The organism is Streptomyces sp. NPDC030798 (assembly GCF_055572275.1).
Genome location: NZ_JBVIDR010000003.1, coordinates 531,942 through 547,691 on the forward strand (window position 1 = coordinate 531,942; position 15,750 = coordinate 547,691).

Annotated in this window: 16 protein-coding genes; 9 read left to right on the forward strand and 7 right to left on the reverse strand. The window is 73.1% G+C overall.

Going from position 1 to position 15,750, the window contains the following annotated elements; translation table 11 throughout:
* Positions 1 to 12 precede the first annotated feature (12 nt).
* Positions 13 to 999 carry a quinone oxidoreductase family protein gene (locus tag ACZ404_RS10640; protein ID WP_468438069.1) on the reverse strand — a complete coding sequence of 329 codons (987 nt, stop codon included), beginning with the start codon at positions 997 to 999 and terminating at the stop codon, positions 13 to 15.
* Positions 1,000 to 1,177: 178 nt separating this feature from the next.
* On the opposite strand from ACZ404_RS10640, the gene ACZ404_RS10645 reads away from it, so the two are divergent.
* The 6 genes from ACZ404_RS10645 (at position 1,178) to ACZ404_RS10670 (ending at position 6,691) form a co-directional block, all read left to right on the forward strand.
* Positions 1,178 to 1,783, forward strand: coding sequence for a sulfite oxidase-like oxidoreductase (locus ACZ404_RS10645; RefSeq protein WP_468438070.1), 606 nt, complete (start codon positions 1,178 to 1,180; stop codon positions 1,781 to 1,783).
* A 4-nt stretch (positions 1,784 to 1,787) separates the two neighbouring features.
* Entirely contained in the window at positions 1,788 to 2,543 is a 756-nt protein-coding gene (locus ACZ404_RS10650) for a ferredoxin reductase (protein ID WP_468438158.1), read from the forward strand.
* 199 nt (positions 2,544 to 2,742) lie between these two features.
* The gene (locus ACZ404_RS10655) at positions 2,743 to 3,327 is read left to right on the forward strand and encodes an Rv1733c family protein (RefSeq protein ID WP_468438072.1); all 585 of its coding nucleotides are present in this window, start codon (positions 2,743 to 2,745) and stop codon (positions 3,325 to 3,327) included.
* A gap of 252 nt (positions 3,328 to 3,579) precedes the next feature.
* Positions 3,580 to 4,548, forward strand: coding sequence for an acetylxylan esterase (locus tag ACZ404_RS10660; RefSeq protein ID WP_468438074.1), 969 nt, complete (start codon positions 3,580 to 3,582; stop codon positions 4,546 to 4,548).
* Positions 4,549 to 4,649: 101 nt separating this feature from the next.
* Positions 4,650 to 5,816 (forward strand): serine hydrolase domain-containing protein, encoded by a 1,167-nt coding sequence (locus ACZ404_RS10665; protein ID WP_468438076.1) that lies wholly within the window; start codon positions 4,650 to 4,652, stop codon positions 5,814 to 5,816.
* A gap of 131 nt (positions 5,817 to 5,947) precedes the next feature.
* The gene (locus tag ACZ404_RS10670) at positions 5,948 to 6,691 is read left to right on the forward strand and encodes a GntR family transcriptional regulator (RefSeq protein WP_468438078.1); all 744 of its coding nucleotides are present in this window, start codon (positions 5,948 to 5,950) and stop codon (positions 6,689 to 6,691) included.
* Here ACZ404_RS10670 and ACZ404_RS10675 read toward each other — a convergent pair.
* Both ACZ404_RS10675 and ACZ404_RS10680 read right to left on the reverse strand, forming a co-directional pair.
* Positions 6,669 to 7,409 carry a class I SAM-dependent methyltransferase gene (locus ACZ404_RS10675; protein WP_468438080.1) on the reverse strand — a complete coding sequence of 247 codons (741 nt, stop codon included), beginning with the start codon at positions 7,407 to 7,409 and terminating at the stop codon, positions 6,669 to 6,671. The two genes, ACZ404_RS10670 and ACZ404_RS10675, sit on opposite strands and share 23 nt — an antisense overlap.
* Before the next feature lie 4 nt (positions 7,410 to 7,413).
* Positions 7,414 to 7,977, reverse strand: coding sequence for a PadR family transcriptional regulator (locus ACZ404_RS10680; protein WP_468438082.1), 564 nt, complete (start codon positions 7,975 to 7,977; stop codon positions 7,414 to 7,416).
* A 72-nt stretch (positions 7,978 to 8,049) separates the two neighbouring features.
* Between ACZ404_RS10680 and ACZ404_RS10685 the strand changes: the two genes are divergently transcribed.
* Positions 8,050 to 8,448 (forward strand): nuclear transport factor 2 family protein, encoded by a 399-nt coding sequence (locus ACZ404_RS10685; protein WP_468438084.1) that lies wholly within the window; start codon positions 8,050 to 8,052, stop codon positions 8,446 to 8,448.
* Between the two features lie 26 nt (positions 8,449 to 8,474).
* Here the strand turns inward: ACZ404_RS10685 and ACZ404_RS10690 are convergent, their stop codons facing one another.
* Positions 8,475 to 9,326, reverse strand: a complete 852-nt coding sequence (locus ACZ404_RS10690; protein ID WP_468438086.1) for a hypothetical protein — start codon at positions 9,324 to 9,326, stop codon at positions 8,475 to 8,477.
* A 383-nt stretch (positions 9,327 to 9,709) separates the two neighbouring features.
* On the opposite strand from ACZ404_RS10690, the gene rho reads away from it, so the two are divergent.
* A complete protein-coding gene (gene rho, locus ACZ404_RS10695; protein WP_468438088.1) occupies positions 9,710 to 10,858 on the forward strand; it encodes a transcription termination factor Rho in 1,149 nt (382 codons plus the stop codon).
* Between the two features lie 122 nt (positions 10,859 to 10,980).
* On the forward strand, positions 10,981 to 12,159 hold the full coding sequence (locus tag ACZ404_RS10700) for a D-alanyl-D-alanine carboxypeptidase family protein (RefSeq protein ID WP_468438090.1): 1,179 nt from the start codon (positions 10,981 to 10,983) through the stop codon (positions 12,157 to 12,159).
* A gap of 114 nt (positions 12,160 to 12,273) precedes the next feature.
* On the opposite strand, the gene ACZ404_RS10705 is transcribed toward ACZ404_RS10700, so the two are convergent.
* The 3 genes from ACZ404_RS10705 to ACZ404_RS10715 are packed head-to-tail and all read right to left on the reverse strand — an operon-like array spanning position 12,274 to position 15,743.
* Positions 12,274 to 13,212, reverse strand: coding sequence for a glutaminase (locus tag ACZ404_RS10705; protein ID WP_468438092.1), 939 nt, complete (start codon positions 13,210 to 13,212; stop codon positions 12,274 to 12,276).
* 50 nt (positions 13,213 to 13,262) lie between these two features.
* Positions 13,263 to 14,672: an aspartate ammonia-lyase gene (gene aspA, locus ACZ404_RS10710; protein ID WP_468438094.1), complete on the reverse strand. Its 1,410-nt coding sequence runs from the start codon at positions 14,670 to 14,672 to the stop codon at positions 13,263 to 13,265.
* A gap of 54 nt (positions 14,673 to 14,726) precedes the next feature.
* The gene (locus tag ACZ404_RS10715) at positions 14,727 to 15,743 is read right to left on the reverse strand and encodes an asparaginase (RefSeq protein ID WP_468438096.1); all 1,017 of its coding nucleotides are present in this window, start codon (positions 15,741 to 15,743) and stop codon (positions 14,727 to 14,729) included.
* Positions 15,744 to 15,750 lie beyond the last annotated feature (7 nt).

Sequence of the window (15,750 nt, forward strand, 5' to 3'; positions counted from 1 at the left end):
CGGTCAGGTCGCTCACGCGGTCACCTCGATCACGATCTTGCCCTGGACGTGCCCGTCCTCCACGAGGCGCAGGGCCTCCCCGGCGCGTTCGAGGGGGAACGTGCGGGTGACGTGCGGGTCCAGGGCGCCGCGTACGACGAGGTCGGCCACCGCGTCCAGGACCGCAGCGGTGCGGGCTCGAGCGACCCGGGCGCCGCCCAGCGCGGCGACCGTCTCCTCCGGAGCCCCTGCCGTGATCAGCCGGGTCCGGTCGGTCCAGCCGGCCGGGGCGGGCGGGTCGGTCGGGTCGGTCGTGCCGGTGGGAGTCGCCCGGTCGGTCAGCACGGTGGCCGCCTCCGCGAGCGTGGCGCCGCCCACCAGGTCGTACACCCCGTCGACGCCGTCCGGCGCCGAGCCCCGCACCCGCTCGGCCAGGCCGGGGCCGCTCGGCACGTGGACGGCGCCCAGCGACTCGACGAAGTCCTTCTTGCCCTCGCTCGCCACGCCCACGACCCGCACGCCGAAGGCACGGGCGATCTGCACGGCCGCGGCGCCGACCCCGCCGCCGGCGCCCGTCACCAGCAGAGTGGCGCCCTCGGGCAGAGCGAGCTGGCGGATGCCGTCGTAGGCGGTGGCCGCGGCCACCGGCAGGGTCGCCGCGTCGGTGAACGACAGCCCGGCGGGCCTGTGGGCGGTGACGTCGGCGCGCAGCAGGGCGTACTCGGCGAAGCCGCCGCCCACGGTGTTGCCGAACACCTCGTCGCCGGCCGCGAATCCGGTCACGCCCTCGCCGGTCTCCACCACGACGCCGGCGGCCTCGCTGCCCATGACCACCGGATACCCGCGCTCCCTCTCGCCCGGGCGGCGGAAGCCGCCCCGCAGCTTCCAGTCGACGGGGTTCACTCCCGCCGCCCGCACCGCGATCAGCAGCTGACCGGGGGCGGGAACCGGCCGTTCCAGATCGGTCAGCTCCTCGGTCTCCGGACCGCCGTCGCGCGTGAAGACGTACGCCTTGGGCATCCTCGTTCCTCGCTTCGCTTGCCTCGTGTCGGGTCTCACCGGCACACCACCCGGCACTCAGGGCCAAGGAGCGGCGGCGGGCCGCTATTCCCCGAGCCGCCCGGAGTTCGCACCACTGTCATGATCAGGGCCCCCACCTGGGACGGAGCATCCGCGCCGAGCGCGTACGGTGGAGACCATGAACGTCACCCGAGGCTTCACGGGTCGCCCGCGCGTCGCCCACCCCGGACTGCCGCCGGGGCAGTACGACGCGGGGGACGACTGGCCCGTCCTGTCCGCCGAGGTCACGCCCGGCCTCCGGCCCGCCGACTGGTCCTTCCGCATCGACGGACTGGTGGAGCGGGCGCACACCTGGGACTGGCAGGCGGCGCGGTCGCTGCCCGCCTCGGTCTACGAAGGCGCCATCCACTGTGTGACCGGGTGGTCGAAGTTCGGGGTGCGGTTCGGCGGTGTCTCGCTGGACACGTTTCTCGACGTGGTGCGGCCCCATGGGTCCGCCACCCATGTGATCGCCTACTCCCACACGGGCTACACCACGAACCTGCCGCTCGCCGACCTCACCGGCGGGCGCGCCTGGATCGCCTGGGAGTACGACGGTGAGCCGCTCGCGCCCGAACACGGCGGTCCGGCGCGGCTGCTGGTGCCGCACCTGTACTTCTGGAAGAGCGCCAAGTGGATCGCCGGCCTCACGCTGCTCGACCACGACCGGCCGGGGTTCTGGGAGGGCAACGGCTATCACGAACGGGGCAACCCCTGGCAGGAGCAGCGGTATTCCGGTGACTGAGACGGTGACCAGGACGTTCACGCCCCCGACGCGCTTCGCCGTGCCGGGGCGCATCGCCGTGGGCGAGCAGGTGGCGGCGCAGTGGCAGACGGCCACGCTGACCGACGTGCGCCGCGAGACACCGCACGCGGCGACCTTCCGGTTCGCGGTGCCGCGGTGGGCGGGGCACCTGCCCGGGCAGCATCTGATGCTGCGGCTCACCGCGCCGGACGGCTATGTGGCCCAGCGCCACTACTCGATCGCGTCGGCGCCCGACGACTCCGGCCACATCGAACTGACCCTCGATCACGCGCCGGGCGGCGAGGTCTCCGGGTGGTTCCACACGGTGGCCAGGCCCGGTGACACGGTCGAGGTGCGCGGGCCGCTGAGCGGTTTCTTCGCCTGGCCCGGCGACCGGCCGGCGCTGCTGCTGGGCGCCGGTTCCGGGGTCGTGCCGCTGATGTCGATGGTCCGGCACCACCGGGCGCGGGGTCTCGCGGTGCCGCTGCGGATGGTCGTGTCGGCGCGCAGCCCCGAGGAACTGATCTACGCGCGCGAACTGGGCGCGGAGACGACGGCGGTGTTCACCCGCAGCGCGCCCACGGGGGTTCCGGTGGGTCGTATGGCCGCCGCACATGTGGCGCCGCTCCTGGCCGAGCAACCCGACGGTGGGTGGGAGGCCTATGTGTGCGGCTCCAACGGATTCGCCGAACACGCCGCCCGGTTGCTGGTCGAGGCGGGCCAGCCGGTCGACCGCATCCGCATCGAACGCTTCGGCTGAGCGCACTGCCGGCCCGGGACCGGCATCCGGTGTCCGGCACTCTCACGCGCCGGCCCGCGCCCGCTCGCGCAGTCGTGGGGCGCGTGTCGTCCGCCGCGCTCCACGAGGCCTGAAGTCGCGGTCGGCGGGGTGAACGAGGTGCGCCGTACGGGGTACGTGACGGATGTGGACGTTCGCGTGCCGCGGCGAGGAGGTGGACATGCGTACCCGGGTGCGAGGCTGGCGCTGGCGACGCAATCCGCTGAGGCGCCGCTCGGACGTCGTCGAGGCATGGACCGTGCTGATCGTCGCGGTCCTGCTGTTCGTGGTCGCGCCCCTGGTCGGAGTGGCGGCGGGTCTGCACACCCACGACCGGGCGCAGTCGGTGGCGCTCGCCGAGCGGGCCGAGCGGCACCGGGTCCGAGCGGTGGTCGTCGGGAACACCCCCGAGCGGCTGCCCGTGGTGCAGGGCAACCGCGAGCACCCCTATCGCGCCCATGTGCGCTGGACCGAGCCCGGCAAGGGGACGCAGACCGCCCTCGCCCGGGTGCCTGCCGGGACGCGGGCCGGTGATGCGGTGACCGTGTGGTTCGACAGCCACGGCCGCAGTGTCGCCCCGCCGCCGGACGACGTCGCGGTCTGGCAGCACACCGTGACCGTAGGCGTGTGCGCGGCCGGCGGCGTGGCGCTCGCGGTGCTCCTCGGGCACGCGGTGGAGCGCCGGATCGCGCTGCGGCACCGGCTGGCCGAGTGGGAGCAGGAGTGGGCGCGCACGGGCCCCAAGTGGAACCAGCCCAGGGCCTGACCCGTCCCCCGACCGTCCTCGGCCACCACCCCCGCCACACCACCGATGCCTGCTCTCCGCTCCCCCCGGTGACCCGACCAATGGGCACCCCGCGGGAGCGCCGCCAAGCCGCCGCAGCAAGCGATTTCGACCATCCTGGCCAGCAGGTCCACCGCTGAAGACCGCCAATCTTCCCGGCACATGCCTGGCGAGTCATCCGACCACCCCCGTACGGTGAGCGCACGCAGTCTCCCTTCGCAAAGGCGGTTGTTGATGGCCCTCTTCGACCTCCCCCTCGACGAACTCCGTGCATACCGCAGCGAGTCCGCCGCGCCCGAGGACTTCGACGCCTTCTGGGACAAGACGCTCCAGGAGGCGCGCGAGCACGACCTGGACGCCCGCTTCGAACCGGTGGACAGCGGGCTGTCCACGGTGCGGGTGTACGACGTGACGTTCGCCGGGTTCGGCGGTCACCCGGTCAGGGGCTGGCTGCGGCTTCCGGCCGGCGCCGAGGAGCCGCTGCCCCTGGTGGTGGAGTTCATCGGTTACGGCGGCGGACGCGGCCTGCCGCACGAGAACCTGCTGTGGGCGTCGACGGGCCGGGCGCACTTCGTGATGGACACCCGCGGACAGGGCAGCGCCTGGGGCGGCGGGGGCGGCACGCCCGACCCGGTGGGCGCCGCGCCCGCGTACCCCGGGTTCATGACGCGGGGCATCGACGCGCCGGAGAACTACTACTACCGCCGGGTGTTCACGGACGCCGTGCGCGCGGTCGAGGCGGCCCGTTCGCACCCGCTGACCGACGCGGCGCGGACCGTGGCGGTCGGGTCGAGCCAGGGCGGCGGCATCACGCTGGCCGTCGGGGGCCTGGTGCCGGATCTGGCCGCCATCGCGCCGGACGTACCGTTCCTGTGCGACTTCCCGCGGGCGACGACCCTGACGGACCGGCACCCGTACCGGGAGATAGGCCTGTTCCTGAAGACGCACCGGGGCCGCGCGGCCGACGCGCTGCGCACCCTGTCCTACTTCGACGGCGTGCACTTCGCGGCCCGCGGCCGGGCGCCGGCCCTGTTCTCGGCGGCGCTGGAGGACCAGACGTGCCCGCCGTCGACGGTGTTCGCGGCGTTCAACGCCTGGGCGCACGAGGACAAGGTGATCGAGGTGTACGACTTCAACGACCACGAGGGCGGCGGCCCGTACCAGGAGGAGCGGAAGCTGCGCTGGCTGCGGGCGTACGCCTGAGGCGGTGCCCGGCACCTTCCCTCCAGTCCGACCAGTCGGTACGTTCGGGGTGCCCGGGTCGCGGCGTGGCGGCCAGGGCTCCCGGCGACGACGGAGGTCCGATGTCCGCGCACGAGGCACAGGTCCACGGCCACTGCGACCCGCGTTTCGCGGCGGTGCGGGAGGCGTTCGAGGAGAACTTCCGGACACGGGACGAGCTGGGCGCCGCCGTGGCGGTGACCGTCGACGGCGCGACGGTGGTGGATCTGTGGGGCGGCTGGGCGGACGCGGCCCGCACCCGGCCGTGGGAACGGGACACGCTGGTCAACGTGTGGTCGACCACCAAGGGCCCGGTGGCGCTGTGCGCGCATCTGCTCGCCGACCGGGGCCTGCTCGATCTCGACCGGCCGGTGACCGCGTACTGGCCGGAATTCGCGGCGGCCGGCAAGGAGAAGGTGCTGGTGCGGCATCTGCTGTCGCACCGCGCCGGCCTCTGCGGGCTGCGGGAGCCGCACTCCGTGGCGCAGCTCTACGACTGGGAGCTGACGACCGAGCGGCTGGCGGCGACCGAGCCGTGGTGGGAGCCGGGCACGGTGTCCGGGTATCACGCGCTGACGTTCGGGTTCCTGGTCGGCGAGGTGGTGCGGCGGGTGTCGGGGCTGCGTCCGGGAGCGTTCCTGGAGCACGAGGTGACCGGGCCGCTCGGGCTGGACTTCACCGTCGGCCTGCCGGAGAAGGAGTCCGGCCGGGCGGCGGAGCTGGTGCATCCCCGGCCCTCGCGCTCGGGCGAACAGGCCGCGGTTTTCAGTCAGTTGCACCCTGCCGCGATCGCCGCGCTGACCAATCCGGTGGTGGGCGCGGCGCAGGCCAACACACCCGAGTGGCGGGCGGCGGAGATCCCCGCGGCGGGCGGGCACGGCACGGCGCGTGCGGTGGCCGCGCTGTACGGTGTCTTCGCCGGGCGCGGCTCCTACGGCGGACGGCGGCTGCTGTCCCCGGAAGCGGCGGAGCGGGTGCGCGAGGGGCAGGGCAGCTGCCGGGATCTGGTGCTGGGGGCGGGCTTCGAGGGCGAGACGGAGATCGGGCTGGGCCTGTGGCTGAGCGGGGCGGGCGGCTCGTACGGGCCCAATCCGCGGGCTTTCGGTCACGACGGGTTCGGCGGCTCCTGCGGGCTCGCCGATCCGGACGCCGGGGTCTCGCTGGGCTATGTGATGAACCGGATGGGCCCGCACATCGCGGACGACCCGCGCAAGAGGGCCCTGGTGGACGCCCTTTACAGCGCCCTGTGAGCCGGGGAGCGCGCGGACGGGTTTCGGCCGAACCGACAGACCACTCTTCCCTCCTGGTTTAGACCAATGCTAGATGTGGTCGCGCAATGAGCCCGCACGGCTACGTCTTGTCACCACACAGGAGGGGCGGCATGGCCCGCACCACCCCGCACGATCCCCCGCAGACCGACGACCGGCCCTTGTACTGGCGGATCGCTTCGCTGCTGCTCGACGAACTGCGCGACGGCACCATTCCGCCCGGCGAACGGCTGCCGGGCGAGCGGGATCTGGCCCGGCACTTCGAGGTCAGCCGGGAGACCGTCCGGCAGGCGCTGGAGCTGCTGCGCCGCGACGGTCTGGTCGCCACCGACCGGCGGGGCAGCCATGCCACGCTGCCCGGCCGTCCGGTGGAGGACCCGGTGTCGCTCGGCTTCCCGGTCGGCGCCCGGCCGACGGACCCGTGCGCGGTGGACCGGGCCACGGTGACCTGGGAGGAACCGCCGCCGGAGCACGCGCGGGCGCTGGGCCTGGCCCCGCACCGGCCGACGCTGGTGCACCGCTACCGGTCGGCCACGCCCGACGGCCGGTCGCTGCGTACGGCGGTGACCTCGTTCTCGGCCGTGGCACTGGCCGAGGTCGCGGAGCTGGGCCGCTACCGCGACCGGGCCGACGGGAACACGCCCGCGCAGCTGCGCCGGGCCTACGACTGGATGCGCAAGGCGGGGCTGACCCTGCACCACCGGGACGCCATCACGCAGGTCGGCGACGCCTCCTCGGTCCGGGTGACCCGTCGGGTGCACGACCAGTACGCCCGCCCGCTGGAGATCACCGACCTGGTGGTGCACGCCGAACAGGACGCGCTGGTCTACGAGTTCACGCTGCCGGCGGCGGGGTGAGGGCGCGGGCCACCACGAGCCGGGCCCGGGGGCTGCCGTCGCTGCGCCGCCCGAACTCGGGTAGCGGGTACAGGTCCACGGTGAACCCGGCCCGGCTCAGCTCCCCGAGGACGTCCCCGAGCCGGAACGCCCGGTAGTACATGACGAACGGCGGCCGCCACAGCGCGTTGCGCACCCGCATCACCGCGTCGAAGCCGAGCAGCATCCAGAAGGCGGGGTCGAAGGGGCGCGGCGGGGCGAGGACCGGGAAGGCGAAGCAGCCGCCCGGCCGCAGCACCGAGCGGACCTCGGCGAACAGCCCCGGCAGCTCGCGGGGCAGGAAGTGGCCGAACGCGCCGAAGCTGACCACGAGGTCGAAAGCGGCCCGGAACGGCAGCCTCCGGGCGTCGCCGCGCACCCAGGCGACGCCCGGTGCGGCGGACGGGACCCGGCGCCGGGCCACCTCGAGCATGCCGGCGCTGAAGTCGACTCCGGTGATGCTGCGCCGGCACAGTCCGCCGAGCACGTCGACGCCGGCGCCGGTGCCGCAGCACAGGTCGAGCCCGTCGTCGAAAGGGCCCAGCGGAACCAGGGACTTCGCGACGGCCTCCAGCACCGTGTCCGGCGTCCGGAAGGGGGTGTGGTCGAACTTCGGGGCCAGCAGGTCGTAGCCGTGCTCGACGGACGACAGCGCCTGGACGGCGAGTTCGCGCAGGCTGGGGCCTTCGGGGCTGAACATCCGGTCAGCCTAGGGGAACGCGCTGCCGCAGGATGCCCAGAACCCGCTCGCACCAGCGCAGGTTCTCCTGCTCGAAGGCGATGCCGGCCATGAGTGTGAGGTACGGGCCGATCCGGTCGGCGGTGCGCAGGTACTCCTCCTCGGTACGGCCGTCGAGGAGGCGGTCGCGCACCCGCTCGTAGCGGTCGAGTTTGCCGCGCGACCAGCCCCTGCGCTCCTCGACGAGTGCCCGGGTGGCCTCGGGGTCGCCGCCGTCCATGGCCTGGATCTTGATGAGGAGTTCGTCGCGGACGGCGGTCGGCCGCCTCGGGGGTTCGGCGGCGAAGGCGCGCAACCGGTCCCGGCCGGCCTCGGTGAGGCTGAACAGCCGCTTGGTGGGCCGGCGTTCCTGCGGCACGGTCCGGGCCTCGACCAGCCCGTCCTGCGCCAGGCGCTCCAGCTCCCGGTAGAGCTGCTGCGGGGTGGCGGGCCAGAAGTTCGCGAGCCCGACGTCGAACACCTTCGACAGCTCGTAGCCCGAGGCCTCGCCCTCCAGCAGGGCGGCCAGGACGGCGTACTTGAGCGACATGTGGACACGCTAGCAGCAGGTGATTACTCTCATCCGCACCTATTCAATTAGTTGACTATGTGAGGTGATCCGATGCGCGCGTTCCGCGAGGCGGTGGAGGCGGGCGACCTGGAGGCGGTCGAGGCGCTGCTGGCCGAGGACGTCGTCTTCACCAGCCCGGTCGTCTTCAAGCCGTACCCGGGCAAGGCGATCACCGCCGCGATCCTGCGCGCCGTCTCCGAGGTGTTCGAGGACTTCCGGTACGTCCGCGAGATCGGCGACCCCGAGGGCCGCGAGCACGCGCTGGTCTTCACGGCCCGGGTGGGCGACCGCGAGCTGACCGGCTGCGACTTCCTGCGGGTGAACGAGGAGGGCCTGATCGACGACTTCATGGTCATGGTCCGTCCGATGTCGGGCGCGCAGGCGCTCGCCGCCGCGATGGGCGCCCGGTTCGAGCAGATCGCGAAGGAGGCGGAGGCACGCTCCGCGTGAGCGCCGCGCCGCGCCGCAGGTGAACGTCAGCCCTTGAGCTGCTCCAGGGTGGCCTTGGAGTCCGTCTTCAGCCAGTCGGAGACGTCGGACAGCCCGGGCGGGTTCTTGTCCTGGTCGTAGGAGCTGAGGTAGGCGCTGTAACTCATCGTGTACGTCACCCAGCCGTCGCGCACGGCGAGCGTGGCGTAGCGGGAGCCGCTGGAGGTGCCGCTGGTGGTGTCCTGGCTGACCAGGTAGGCCTCGTCACCGATGCCCTCGACGGGCTTGACGTCGTACCCGGTGTGGCTGTCGTCGTAGTTCTTCCAGGTGGCGGTGAACTCCGGCGCGGGGTCGGTCCTGCGGTGCAGGTCGATCTGCAGGGACAGATAGGCGTCGGCGTAGGTGGAGCCGGACTTCTTCAGACTCACGCTGCAGTAACTCTCGTCCAGCGCCTTGTCCTTGAGGGAGCTGTGCGTCGGGGAGGAGTCGTTGTCGGGGTACTCGTCCTTGAACGAGGAGTAGTCCGAGCCGGAGCACATGTTGGACGGCGCCGAGTAACCACGCAGGTCCGCGCCGGAGCCCGTGCCGGCGACGAGGAACACCCCGCCCGCCCACGCCACGGAGGCGACGACCGCGCCGACGACCGCCCACAGCACCGCGCGCCCCGCCGCGCTCCCTCCGGCCGGCGGCGGAGCGGGCACGGGCCCGTACTGCGGGGGCTGGGCGTAGGGGTTCCCCGACTGCGGGGCAGGGTGGCCGACCAGTGTGGGCTGCGCGTAGAAGTTCCCCGGCGGGGGAGACTGCGGGCTCGGGTAGGGGTAGGCCGTCGGCTGCTGCGGGACGGCCGGCTGCGGCACGGGCTGGTCGGCCGGCTGCGGGGACTGCGGTGGCGTGGACATGTCGTGACGATAGGGCATGGTTGACGGTCAAGTCCCCTGAAATCCGGGATCGTTATGGTATGGGGACGCATTCGGGGACGGAGGGGGAAGGGGAGCGCGCCGCGTGACGTTGCGCTTCCTGCAGGCATCGGTATAGTGCGGACAGCACCTGTGCGCGCCCCGTCGTCCGGGCGCCGGTGCCGATTCCTCTCCTCCAGCCACGTGGCCGTTGTCGCAGACCGGCGTTGGCTTTCCTTCAGCACCACCTCGTGACCAGCGCTTTCGTCGCCGTGCCCGAGGTGCCGTTCCCGCCGCCCGGAGGCAGGTGTGCCCGCCTCCCGCTCGCGGCCTCTCCCCTCCTGCCCCGCCCGACGGCCTTCCGTCCGCGAAAGGACATCCACCCCATGACCACCACACTCGAACGCCCCTCTGCGGCCCAGCAGTCCGCATCCGGCCGGCCCGTCACCGGTGTGCTCGACATCGACGCGCACGGGAAGGGGCACCTGAGGGCACCGCACCTGCTGCCCTCCCCCGCCGACCCGCAGGTCCCGGCCGCGCTGATCCGCCGGTACGCACTGCGCCGCGGCGACCTCGTCGAGGGCGTCCGCGGGGCGCAGCGTGCGCTGACCGAGGTCACGCACGTGGGCGGCGCCCAGCCCGGTGAGCTGCGCGGCCGCCGCCACTTCCGGGACCTCACCCCGCTGCATCCGCACGACCGGATCCGCCTCGAACACCCGGCGTCCGGTCTCGCCGGACGGGTCACCGACCTGTTCGCGCCGGTCGGCAAGGGACAGCGCGGGCTGATCGTGGCCCCGCCGAAGAGCGGGAAGACCGTGCTGCTGCAGCAGCTCGCCGCCGCCGTCGCCGGCAACCATCCCGAGTGCCGCCTGATGGTCCTCCTGCTGGACGAGCGGCCCGAGGAGGTCACCGAGATGCGCCGCTCGGTGCGCGGCGAGGTGTACGCCTCCGCCTTCGACCGGGCCCCCAAGGAGCACATCGCCCTCGCCGACCTGGTCGTCGAGCGGGCCAAGCGGCTGGTGGAGGCCGGCGAGGACGTCGTCGTCCTGCTGGACTCCCTGACCCGGCTGTGCCGGGCCCACAACAACGCCTCCGCCGCCGGCGGGCGCACCCTGAGCGGCGGTGTCGACGCGGGGGCACTGCTCGGCCCGAAGCGGTTCTTCGGCGCCGCCCGCCGGGCCGAGGAGGGCGGCTCGCTCACGATTCTCGCCACCGTGCTGGTGGACACCGGCTCGCGTGCCGACGGCTACTTCTTCGAGGAGCTGAAGAGCACCGGCAACATGGAGCTGCGCCTGGACCGGGAGCTGGCCGGGCGGCGGGTGTTCCCGGCCGTGGACATCGACACCACCGGCACCCGGCGCGAGGAACTGCTGCTGACCCCGGCCGAGTTGACGGCCACCCGGGGCCTGCGCCGCGCGCTGCGCTCCCGGGAGGGCGCGCCGGCCGCCACGGAGACCCTGCTGGAGCGGATGCGGGACACCCCCGACAACGCCGCCTTCCTGCGCCGCGTCCAGCCGACCCTCCCGGCGGGGTGAACGGCGCCCCCGTCGCATCGATGCGTACCGGGTCGTCCCCGAGTGCGGCATCCGGGTTGCTCCCGTAGGCCGTCCGGCCGGGACAGCGCGCCGTACCTCCCGGTCCTTCCTACGTTGATCGTATGATCTTCGGACTCTCTCGTCGGACGACCGTATCGGCCTGCTCCCTGTGCATGGCGGGGGCGCTGGCCCTCGCGCCGGCCGCTGCCGCCGCCGGACACCGTGCGGGGGAACCCGCGCCGCCCGGGCCACGGGTCGCGGTCCCGCAGCCGTCCCTGCTCTACCGCTCCGGCACCCAGGTCAGACCGCACCGGGGCGCGCCCGAGGTGCCGGACGTCTCCGCGCTGTCCTGGCTGGTCGCCGACGCCGGGAGCGGCGAGGTGCTGGCGGCGAACGACGCGCACCGCCCGCTGCCGCCCGCGAGCACGATGAAGACGCTGTTCGCCCTCACCGTGCTGCCCACCCTGCCGGCCGAGCGGCAGCACACCGTGACGTACAAGGAACTGGCGGACGTGGGCGAGGGCAGCAGCCTGGTCGGCGTCGAGGAGGGGCACACCTACCGGGTGGCCGACCTGTGGCGCGGGGTCTTCCTCAGCTCCGGCAACGACGCGGTGCACGTGCTCGCCGCGCTGGACGGCGGCTGGCACGCCACCGCCCTGAAGATGCAGGCCAAGGCCCGCGCCCTGGGCGCCCTGGACACCCATGTGGTCTCCCCGGACGGCTACGACAGCCCCGGCCAGGTCTCCTCCGCGTACGACCTCGCGGTCTTCGGCCGGACCGGGCTGCACAACCCCGACTTCGCCCGGTACTGCTCCACCGCCCATTCCCAGTTCCCGGGCAACGGATGGCCGTACGAGATCGAGAACACCAACCGGCTGCTGACCGGTGAGGACGGTGTGGCGCCCTACCCGGGCCTGATCGGCATCAAGAACGGCTACACCAGCAACGCCGGCAACACCCTCGTGGCCGCCGCCCGCCGGGGCGGGCGCACGCTCGTCGTGACGGTGATGAATCCTCAGGAGGGCGGCGGGTTCGCCGTGTACGAGGAGGCGCGCGCGCTGCTCGACTGGGGCTTCGCGGCGGCCGGGCGGGTTGATCCGGTGGGGTCGCTCGACGGGCTGCGCGCCGACGGCCGGTCGGCGTCGTCGACAGCGGCGCCCGTCGCGGCGGCCACCGCTCCGGCGCCGGACGACAACTCCGAGTGGTCGCGGGCCGCGACGGTCGTGGGCCTGACCGGGCTCGGCGCGGGAGCCGTGGCCCTGGCCCTGCGCGCCAAGGGCACCCGGGGCACCAGCGGCTGACCGACCGCCAGGACCGGCGGCAGGGCCCGCGCCCGCGCCTCGGCCGGCAGGTGCGCGTCGGTCGTACGGAACACCGCCCTTGCCGGACCACCGGCCCGAAGAAACAGGGGCCGCTCAGAACACCGAGAGGCCCGTGAGGGTCGTGAACCGGTCCAGGGCTGCCACTCCGGCCACCGAGTTGCCGCGCTCGTCCAGGCCCGGGCTCCATACGCACAGCGTGCAGCGGCCCGGCACGACCGCGATGATCCCGCCGCCGACGCCGCTCTTGCCGGGCAGCCCGACCCGGTAGGCGAAGTCGCCGGCCGCGTCGTACGTCCCGCAGGTCAGCATCACGGCGTTGACCTGCTTGGCCTGGCTGCGGGTGAGCAGCCGGGTGCCGTCGGCGCGGATGCCGTGCCGGGCCAGGAAGCCGGTGGCCAGCGCCAGGTCGGCGCAGGAGGCAGCGATGGAGCACTGCCGGAAGTACTGGTCGAGCAGGAGCGGGACGTCGTTGTCGATGTTGCGGTAGGACGCCATGAAGTGCGCGAGGGCCGCGTTGCGGTCGCCGTGCGCGGACTCGGAGGCGGCGACCTCCTTGTCGAAGTCCAGGGACGGATTGCCACTCTCGGCCCGCAGGAAGGCCAGCAGCTCCCCGGCCGCGTCCCCGGTACGGGTCTGCAGCCGGTCGGTGACGACCAGCGCGCCCGCATTGATGAAGGGGTTGCGCGGGATGCCGTTCTCGTACTCCAGCTGCACCAGGGAATTGAACGGGTTGCCGGAGGGCTCGCGGCCCACGTGCTCCCACAGTTCGTCGCCCTCGCGGGCCAGGTCCAGGGCGAGCGTGAACACCTTGGTGATGGACTGCGCCGAGAAGGGCTGCCGCCAGTCCCCCACCCCGTACACCGTGCCGTCCAGCTCGGCGACGGCCATGCCGAAGCTGCGGGGATCGCAGGCGGCGAGCGCCGGGATGTAGTCGGCGGGACGCCCACGGCCGGGCGTCCGCCCCATCTCCTCGGCGATGCGCTCCAGGACCGGCAGGAAGGCGAGGGACGACGTCGTTGTCATGATCACCATTGTGCCTCCCCGCCGTTCCCGGTGCGTAGTCGCGGCTCTGTCCGCGCAGGTCAGGCGGCCGGTGCCCCGCTGCCCGCGACGATCTCGGGGCGCAGCAGGTCGGCGAGCCTGTCGGCGGGCAACAGCCCCTTCTCCAGCACCAGTTCGGCAACCCCCCGGCCGGTGACCAGGGCCTCCTTGGCGATGTCGGTGGCCGCCGTGTACCCGATGTGCGGGTTGAGCGCGGTGACCAGGCCGATGGAGTTCTCCACGCTCTCGCGCAGCCGCTCGGTGTTGGCCGTGATGCCGGCGACGCATCGCTCGGCCAGGGTGGTGCAGGCGTTGCGCAGGTGGGTGATCGACTCCGACAGCGAGTGCAGGATCACCGGCTCGAAGGCGTTCAGCTGCAGCTGTCCGGCCTCGGCCGCCATCGTGATGGCCACGTCGTTGCCGATCACCTCGAAGGCGACCTGGTTGACGACCTCCGGGATCACCGGGTTGACCTTGCCCGGCATGATCGAGGATCCCGCCTGCACCGGCGGCAGGTTGATCTCCCCCAGACCCGCGCGGGGGCCGGAGGACAGCAGGCGCAGGTCGTTGCAGCTCTTGGACAGCTTGACCGCGATCCGCTTCAGCACACCCGACATCTGGACGAAGGCACCGCAGTCCTGGGTGGCCTCGACCAGGTTGGCGGCGGTGACGAGCGGCAGGCCGGTGATGGCGGACAGGTGCCGACGGGCCGCCTCGGCGTAGCCGGCCGGGGCGTTCAGGCCGGTGCCGATGGCGGTGGCGCCGAGGTTGATCTCATGGATCAGCTCGACCGCCTCGGCGAGACGGCTGCGGTCCTCCTCCAGCATGACGGCGAACGCGGAGAACTCCTGCCCGAGGGTCATCGGCACCGCGTCCTGCAACTGTGTACGGCCCATCTTGAGCACGTCGCGGAACTCGACGGCCTTGCGGGCGAAGGCGTCCTGCAGGACGGACATCGACCTGAGCAGCCCCCGCACCGCGAACACCGTCGCAATCTTGACCGCGGTGGGATACACGTCGTTGGTCGACTGACCGAGGTTGACGTCCTCATTGGGATGCAGATACCTGTACTCGCCCTTGCCGTGACCGAGCAGTTCCAACGCGCGGTTGGCCACCACCTCGTTGGCGTTCATGTTGGTCGACGTGCCCGCGCCGCCCTGGATCACGTCCACCACGAACTGCTCGTGCAGCTCGCCCGCGCGGATCTCCCGGCAGGCGGCCACGATCGCCGCCGCCTTCCTGGGCGCCAGCAGCCCCAGTTCCTCGTTCGCCAGCGCCGCGGCCTCCTTCACCGCCGCCAGCGCGTCGATCAGATGCGGATAGGCCGAGATCGGCATGCCGGTGATCGGGAAGTTCTCCCGCGCGCGCAGGGTGTGGATGCCCCAGTACGCGTCGGCGGGCACGTCACGGTCGCCCAGCAGGTCGTGTTCGCTCCGGGTGGCAGCGGTCATGACAGTACGGATCCTCTTTCGGAGGTACGAGGTGAGGGTGAGGGGGTGGTGAGGTCAGGCGCAGGCCGGCAGCGGGACGGGGTCCAGGGCGCGGACGGCGCGCACGCACCCCACCGGCTCCCCGCCCCCGAGCAGCGGTTCGCCCGCGAACGCGGTGAGCAGAGCGGGGTCGACGCCGGCCCGGGCGAGCGCGGCGGCGGCAACCGGGATGCGTGCCCGGTCGGCGCCGTCGGCGATCTTGACGGCGATGGCCCGGCCGTCGGGCAGCGCGGCCACCTGGACGCCCTCGAAGCCGTCCTTGGCGAGCAGACCGGGCACGGCCCGCATCAGCGCGGCGACGTCCCGGCCGGAACCGGAGGCCATCTCGGCGTGCTCGCGCATCGCGTCGGCGACCCGGGCCTCGGGGGTGCCGGGCTCGGCCGTGACGATCCGGGAGACGGCGCGGGCGAGCCCGTGCAGGGAGATGGAGAACAGCGGCGCGCCGCAGCCGTCCACGGTGACCCGGGCGATCGCCTGGCCGGTCAGGTCCTCGACGATCTCGGCGACGGCCTGCTGCAGCGGGTGCGCGGGGTCCAGGTAGTCCTTGAGGGACCAGTCGTTCAGCCGCGCGGTCCACAGCATCGCCGCGTGCTTGCCGGAGCAGTTCTGGGCGAGGCGGGAGGGCTGTCGGCCCTCGCGGATCCAGGCGTCCCGGACGACCGGGTCGAAGGGCAGGTCGGGGACGTTGCGCAGGTCGTCCTCGGCGAGGCCGGCGAGTTCCAGGATTCGCCGGGTGCCGGCGAGGTGGCGTTCCTCGCCGGAGTGGCTGGCCGCGGCCAGCGACAGCAGTTCGCCGTCGAGCGGCAGCCCGGCCCGCAGCATGGCCACGGCCTGGACGGGCTTGAGGGCCGAGCGCGGGTAGAACGCCGCCTCGATGTCGCCGAGCTGGAACTGGACCTGGCCGTCGGCGCCGAGGACGACGACGGAGCCGTAGTGGACGCCCTCGACGACCCCGCCGCGGATGAGGTGGGCGACGGGGGCGTGGAGGGGCTCACGGACGAGGGGTGCCGCCGTGGGAGGACTGCTGTACATCACTGCC

Coding starts and splice junctions, on each gene's coding strand:
- ACZ404_RS10640 (WP_468438069.1), bottom strand. CDS start 999: ATGCCCAAGGCGTACGTCTTCACGCGCGACGGCGGTCCGGAGACCGAG.
- ACZ404_RS10645 (WP_468438070.1), top strand. CDS start 1,178: ATGAACGTCACCCGAGGCTTCACGGGTCGCCCGCGCGTCGCCCACCCC.
- ACZ404_RS10655 (WP_468438072.1), top strand. CDS start 2,743: ATGCGTACCCGGGTGCGAGGCTGGCGCTGGCGACGCAATCCGCTGAGG.
- ACZ404_RS10660 (WP_468438074.1), top strand. CDS start 3,580: ATGGCCCTCTTCGACCTCCCCCTCGACGAACTCCGTGCATACCGCAGC.
- ACZ404_RS10665 (WP_468438076.1), top strand. CDS start 4,650: ATGTCCGCGCACGAGGCACAGGTCCACGGCCACTGCGACCCGCGTTTC.
- ACZ404_RS10670 (WP_468438078.1), top strand. CDS start 5,948: ATGGCCCGCACCACCCCGCACGATCCCCCGCAGACCGACGACCGGCCC.
- ACZ404_RS10675 (WP_468438080.1), bottom strand. CDS start 7,409: ATGTTCAGCCCCGAAGGCCCCAGCCTGCGCGAACTCGCCGTCCAGGCG.
- ACZ404_RS10680 (WP_468438082.1), bottom strand. CDS start 7,977: ATGTCGCTCAAGTACGCCGTCCTGGCCGCCCTGCTGGAGGGCGAGGCC.
- ACZ404_RS10685 (WP_468438084.1), top strand. CDS start 8,050: ATGCGCGCGTTCCGCGAGGCGGTGGAGGCGGGCGACCTGGAGGCGGTC.
- ACZ404_RS10690 (WP_468438086.1), bottom strand. CDS start 9,326: ATGTCCACGCCACCGCAGTCCCCGCAGCCGGCCGACCAGCCCGTGCCG.
- rho (WP_468438088.1), top strand. CDS start 9,710: ATGACCACCACACTCGAACGCCCCTCTGCGGCCCAGCAGTCCGCATCC.
- ACZ404_RS10700 (WP_468438090.1), top strand. CDS start 10,981: ATGATCTTCGGACTCTCTCGTCGGACGACCGTATCGGCCTGCTCCCTG.
- ACZ404_RS10705 (WP_468438092.1), bottom strand. CDS start 13,212: ATGGTGATCATGACAACGACGTCGTCCCTCGCCTTCCTGCCGGTCCTG.
- aspA (WP_468438094.1), bottom strand. CDS start 14,672: ATGACCGCTGCCACCCGGAGCGAACACGACCTGCTGGGCGACCGTGAC.
- ACZ404_RS10715 (WP_468438096.1), bottom strand. CDS start 15,743: ATGTACAGCAGTCCTCCCACGGCGGCACCCCTCGTCCGTGAGCCCCTC.